This is a genomic window from Erwinia sp. V71, from assembly GCF_965644245.1.
GTDB lineage: Bacteria > Pseudomonadota > Gammaproteobacteria > Enterobacterales > Enterobacteriaceae > Erwinia.
In genome coordinates, this window is the sequence record NZ_CBFFRK010000182.1 from 1 (window position 1) to 5,813 (window position 5,813).

Below are 5,813 nucleotides of genomic sequence, written 5' to 3' on the forward strand. Positions count from 1 at the left end.
TTCCGGCAGCCTTCAGTGGTCTTTGCAGAGTTAAGACAGGCGGCTTAGCGTTGCACTTCGAACTTGAATCCGCCCTTCAATTATTTAATCCAATCAGGGAGATCGCTAATTCCCTGATTTTTTTTTGCCAATAGGGCAGCAAGCCCACCGAGAATTTCAGGTTGATGAACTATTTTCGCAGTCTTGAAATCAATAGCTTGCGATACTGTACCCAGGTTATGTTCATCGATAGTAGCGATAACACTATCAAAAAATAGCGGGCCAGCCGCTGCCAAATCACCACCAATGGCAACCATTCCCGGAGATAATATTTTTGCAATATTAGCAAGGGCCTTACCAAGGTCCTTTCCAGCCTCAAGCAATACTCGTTGGCACGCAGCATCATCTTCACCAGCTGCAGAGATAATCTCCTGAAGTGAATTTTTATAACTCTCCGATTTTGAGAGGTTCATTATAATCGCACGTTCTGAAATAAAAGTCGTAAGGCACCCTCGACAACCACAGAAACAAACTGGCCCAACGTTATCAATAATCAAATGCCCAAATTCAGCCGCCATTCCATTACTGCCTTTATACAGATGATTATTGATGATAATCCCCCCACCAATCTGCTTTGAGCATGCTATATAGACAAAATCCTCAATACCCCGGCCAACGCCCCATGTCCATTCAGCCAATGTAGAATGATTTGCGTCGTTTCCAACAACGACTGTGGAACCAAATTTATCTTCAAAGAAGGATTTTATTTTTATATCACGCCATCCAGGCAGTCGCCCTGCAGACCAGGAAATTATAGCTTCACTTTCAACATCTAAAGGCGCAACAATGCTAATAGCCAAACCGGAAATATCATTGAACGAAAGATTTAATTTACTAAGAACACCAGAAAGTAGTTTGATAACAGTATCGGGATTATTTTCTTGAGAACAGTCCTGAGTGATTATATATTCGAAATCTACTTTTAACTCAGATTCAAAAACAAACAACGATCCGCTAATCTTATCAAGATTTACCAGAATCGAAATGTAACGACCTGTTTTTGAAGTTAATGAGACGATCCCTTCCCTCCCGTTAATCCAATGGATATCGGCTGCGTTGAGCTCTATAAGCTGTTTAACAACATAATTAACCATTGCGGGTGATAATCCCGTTTTACGGGATATCGATGCCTGAGACTGTGGTCCTTCTGTAAGCAATAACTCTCTAACCAAAAAGGTGCTTTTTTGTTTTTTAGAGTTATTATTCTCTGTCTTCACGCCTGGCACCTCAAATTTAGACTTTTGGTTTTATTCGATTTTATTGTTATCAAGGCGTTTGTGCAATGTTGAAGTGTGCTCGTACTAAAATAGACAAAGTTCATCCAGCGGAAAGCATTAATCACTAAAAATGTGAGATAGTTAACATTGCAGCAGGGGAAAGTATGCTAGCGATGTATAGACATTTCAACTCGACTAATTCACCTTGAAATGGTACTTTTATCCAAACAAAATAGTTAAATGGCCTGATATTTTATGCATCTCCGTGGTTTAGATCTCAACCTTTTGATTATTCTTGATGTGCTTTTGGCTGAACGTAATGTCACTCGCACTGGTGAAAGAGTACATTTGAGCCAGTCCGCAACTTCAGGGGCACTGTCAAGGCTTAGAGAATTTTTTGACGACCAATTGTTGGTTCAAGTCGGCCAGCGTATGGAGCTCACTCCTTTTGCAGAGATGCTTGCAGAGGAAGTACATGATGTCATTAGCAAATGTGAAGCTATCGTCGATAAAAATCAAAAATTTGATCCTGAGACTTCCACTCGAACGTTTAGATTAAACATATCTGACGCTTCTGCTACCGTTGTAATGAATAACGCTATATCACTAATTCAACAAAAAGCACCACATATTCGTCTGGATATTTCTTCTATTATTGATGGCCCTATTAGCGAGTATCTCAATATTGGTGTAATTGATTTAATTGTCACACCAGCTAAACTAGTCTCCTCGCAGCATCCGTCAGAATTCCTGTTCGACGATCAATTTGTTTGTGTCGTATGGTCTGGTAATCCATTATGCAATACTGGTATCGATCTCAATAACTATTTAACTAGCGGACATATCGTTGCCAGGTTTAGCAAAATGATTGGCTGGGCGATGGACGAAGTATTTTTAAGCGAATCAGGTTATCAACGTAGAATAGATATTGTAGTACCGTCATTTAGTATGCTAATGACTCAACTAATTGGTACGAATTTGATCGCAACTGTCCATGAGAGATTTGCACGGTATTATGCTAAATACTTACCGATAACACTGTTTCCATGCCCGGTGAACACCGTCCCTTTCGATATGAAACTTCAATGGCACCGGCATCATGATGGAGACTTAGGCATTCAATGGTTAAGAAATGTCATGCATTCTTCAGTGTCTGAAATAGACCCATTGAGCTAGTGAATTCCAAATTAAATTTATTAAAACTCATTATTCCTATAATTACCGTACTCAAAAAGGGAAGAGAGTATTGTTCTCTCTTCCCCAATATGTTGATGACTTAAAGCGTCCTATCCGCCAAGCATGACTTTATCTTGAACAATATTTTTCCTTTCAATGTATTTTTTATGCACATTGATTATTACCATGGACAAGGCTGCCACAATACCTGGGATTGCAAATGTTAAGAACCAAACTGTAATAGAAACATTTGCAGTCAGCAGCATACCACCGACGATTGGTCCTAGCATCCCGCCAACCCTACCTGTCGCATTTGCCAAACCTACGCCTGTGGTCCTGATTTCACCGGGATAGTATTGTGATGCAAACGAGTTCATCAAAGAATGTGCTGCAAAAGCAAACATACCGATTAAACCAACAAACAAATACATAACAATCAGATTAACCTTAACTCCCATGCAGAACAGGCTGACAGAGCCAGCAATGTAAATAAGAGGCATCAATACTTTAAAGCCAACTTTGTCTACTGTCACCGCCCACAGAATAGTTCCTATCAATGTCCCCAAATTCAGCACAATTGAAAATGTTAAGCTTGAACCCAATGCATAACCATTCTGGTTCATAACCTGCGGTAACCAAATATTTACACCATTTATTGTCAACAGGCCACAAATATAGATAAGAGTAATAAATACAGTACCGACAAAGTATTTTTTGCTAAAGAGATTCAAGTACGAAACTTTCTCAGCCGGTTTATTTCCATCATCACTTTTAATTAGCACCTGCTCAGTTGCTGCTAACTTTTTCTCGTAATCATTATCGATTCTTACGAGGATGCTGTTTAATTTTTCTGACTGCTGAGTTTTAGCCAGAAAACGAGCTGATTCAGGTATTAATTTAATGAATAACGGAATCAATATCAGCGGTAAAACAGATAACCATAGAACGGGTTGCCAGCCATATTCAGGCATAATATGAATAGCAACAAAAGGTGCTAACATACCACCAACCTGATTGCCACAAATGGCAACTGCAACCATTTTCGCTTTGTTTGTTTTCGGTGAATATTCAGTCAACAAGGAAATCACGATCGGAGTTGCACCGCCACTTCCAACACCTGCCATAAAGCGACAAAGACCAAACATCAGTCCACTTTCAGTGAAAGTTGCCATGACGATGAAAAAATTAAAAATAAATATCGATACAATCAATAATTTCTTAACACCAAATTTATCGGCAAGAGAACTTAAAACAATTGCACCAAACATCATACCGAACATTGCTGAACTACCGATAAAGCCAATCTCTGTTGGGCTAATTTTCCACTCACGGATTACGACTGGAACTATCGCCCCAAAAACAGACAATTCATAACCTGAAAATATAATAATAAACGTACATAGCCCTAATAATAGCTTATGAAATCTGGTGGACTTACTGTTATCCAGAAAAGCACTCAGCGTATTTTGATTCATCATCGTTCATCTCATAGTGTAGTGATAATTACACAACTAAAAAATAGCTGCATAAACACAAACCATAAATTTATAGTGATTACTGAGAGGTATAGTCATTATGCCTCTCATTCTTTAAAAATCACTGGCGATTTTAACTACTACATGAAGTCAATGTTTTAAAAAACATTGTTATTTAACCTCTCTGAGTTTTATGTCTCCAATGATTTTAAATATCCTCGTCATCGTCCATTTAAAAACACAAAGCACCAAAGTATATTTTTTTATTATTCCATTGCAGCAAACAGCTTAACTCTAAGAGTTGAAATCAGATTTAAAAATGGCAATCAGAAATAATATGTCGCATTAACTGCTAATACGTCATCAGTGCCATTCATACCACCAACAGACTGGATATATGGATTATTTTCATCCAGCAGATTGATATAGTAATCTGCATAAACTTTGAAGTTTGTGTTGAAGAAATAAATTATGCCAACCTCAATAAACTTAGCCATATAAGCATCACCACCATTGAATGTACCGCTAGCGGTGAGATCTTTACCTTTTGTTTGTACATAAGACAGAGAAGGGCGAAAACCTGAATCAAACTTGTACTGGGTAATCACCTCAAAATTTTCCGCCTTATTGGCAAAACCAGCGGAACCACCATTTCCACTTCGGGTGGTATTACGCGTTTCAGCATAGACACTAGCCAAGTAGATTTTATTTGCGTCGTATTTAATACCTGCAGCCCATGACTCAGCTTTATCGCCTTTTCCATCAAGCTTTTGATTTAAGGTACGGTTAGAATTGCTGTATGCAGCTATTAAACTAACCCCATTTCCAGCATCGTAACCAATCGAATATCCCAGACCATCTCCATTGGACGTATTCACGTTGTTATATTCGTTTTTACTTTGGTACTGAACACCAAAACGTAGACCTTCGACTGTACCGAATAAATCAGAATTACGGTAAGTTAGCACTCCCCCGGCACGGCTGGTCATGAAGTTGTCACCATAATTACCGCCCCAAGTCATTGCCGAATGAGAGGGAGCTACATCAGTGAAGGACTCAACATCGTAGACAATGCCATAATTACGACCATAATCAATGGAGCCTAGGGAAGGTGCGATTAATTCGATGGGAACCATTTTTTCGTCCTGTCATCGTATGGTAAATGAACAAAGAACCGCCCAAAACACTGAAAACGATAGATGAACGGCAATCATTGTAGTCATGAACAGAACTTTGAATGATTAAATCGCACCTTCCCTAGTTTTCCATACTGAAGACCAGAAAAAGCCACACGTGTTTCAGTACTCTCATTCCCTTCATAAGAGTTTGTGTATGCACGATACTCCCATTGGCCATACCCAGTTAATTCATCATTGATCTTTGTTTGTCCTCTAAAGCCAATAGAACCAAAACCAGAGTCTTTATGGGTATGTCCTCCTGAAAAACTGTATTTCCCTTTAGCAACAAGTTTCCCATAAAAATCAACTTTGTTACCATCCTTATCATAAATCATGGCGGCATTAGCTACGCCAGTATAAAACAGTGCGAGAACACCCAGAGCGTATAATTTATTAGAGCAAATGTTCATCATTTAAACCCTCACGTATCATCATTAATTTACTTATTTTTAATTGGGAAAAAGCCATCTCTGTTCATTATTTTTTCAAATCATAAAAATTAATTATTATAATAATCATATTTTGAGCGATAAAAAATCTCAGCAAGTAACTATCTTACTTTGGACTAAGACAGTTACTTATAACCAATATATAGAAGATACCGGTATATGTTTCTAATAAAAATCCACTCCACTAGAAGATAGTAATGACTTAAGGGCGGATTCAAGTTCGAAGTGCAACGCTAAGCCGCCTGTCTTAACTCTGCAAAGACCACTGAAGGCTGCCGG

Annotated in this window: 4 protein-coding genes and 1 pseudogene; 1 reads left to right on the plus strand and 4 read right to left on the minus strand. The window is 38.6% G+C overall.

All coding sequences use genetic code 11. The annotated features are described in order from the left end of the window. Positions 1-80: 80 nt before the first annotated feature. Complete coding sequence (locus ACSZO1_RS21460; protein WP_437616278.1) at positions 81-1,256, minus strand: ROK family protein; 1,176 nt, start codon at positions 1,254-1,256, stop codon at positions 81-83. Between the two features lie 255 nt (positions 1,257-1,511). On the opposite strand from ACSZO1_RS21460, the gene ACSZO1_RS21465 reads away from it, so the two are divergent. Next, on the plus strand, positions 1,512-2,432 hold the full coding sequence (locus ACSZO1_RS21465; protein WP_437616280.1) for a LysR family transcriptional regulator: 921 nt from the start codon (positions 1,512-1,514) through the stop codon (positions 2,430-2,432). 110 nt (positions 2,433-2,542) lie between these two features. Here ACSZO1_RS21465 and ACSZO1_RS21470 read toward each other — a convergent pair whose 3' ends face one another. The 3 genes and pseudogenes from ACSZO1_RS21470 to ACSZO1_RS21480 form a co-directional block, all read right to left on the minus strand. Further along, a complete protein-coding gene (locus tag ACSZO1_RS21470; RefSeq protein ID WP_437616282.1) occupies positions 2,543-3,907 on the minus strand; it encodes an MFS transporter in 1,365 nt (454 codons plus the stop codon). A gap of 326 nt (positions 3,908-4,233) precedes the next feature. After that, positions 4,234-5,010 (minus strand): annotated as a pseudogene (locus ACSZO1_RS21475) (porin); the annotation flags it as partial. Between the two features lie 116 nt (positions 5,011-5,126). After that, positions 5,127-5,498: a porin gene (locus ACSZO1_RS21480; protein WP_437616284.1), complete on the minus strand. Its 372-nt coding sequence runs from the start codon at positions 5,496-5,498 to the stop codon at positions 5,127-5,129. Positions 5,499-5,813 lie beyond the last annotated feature (315 nt).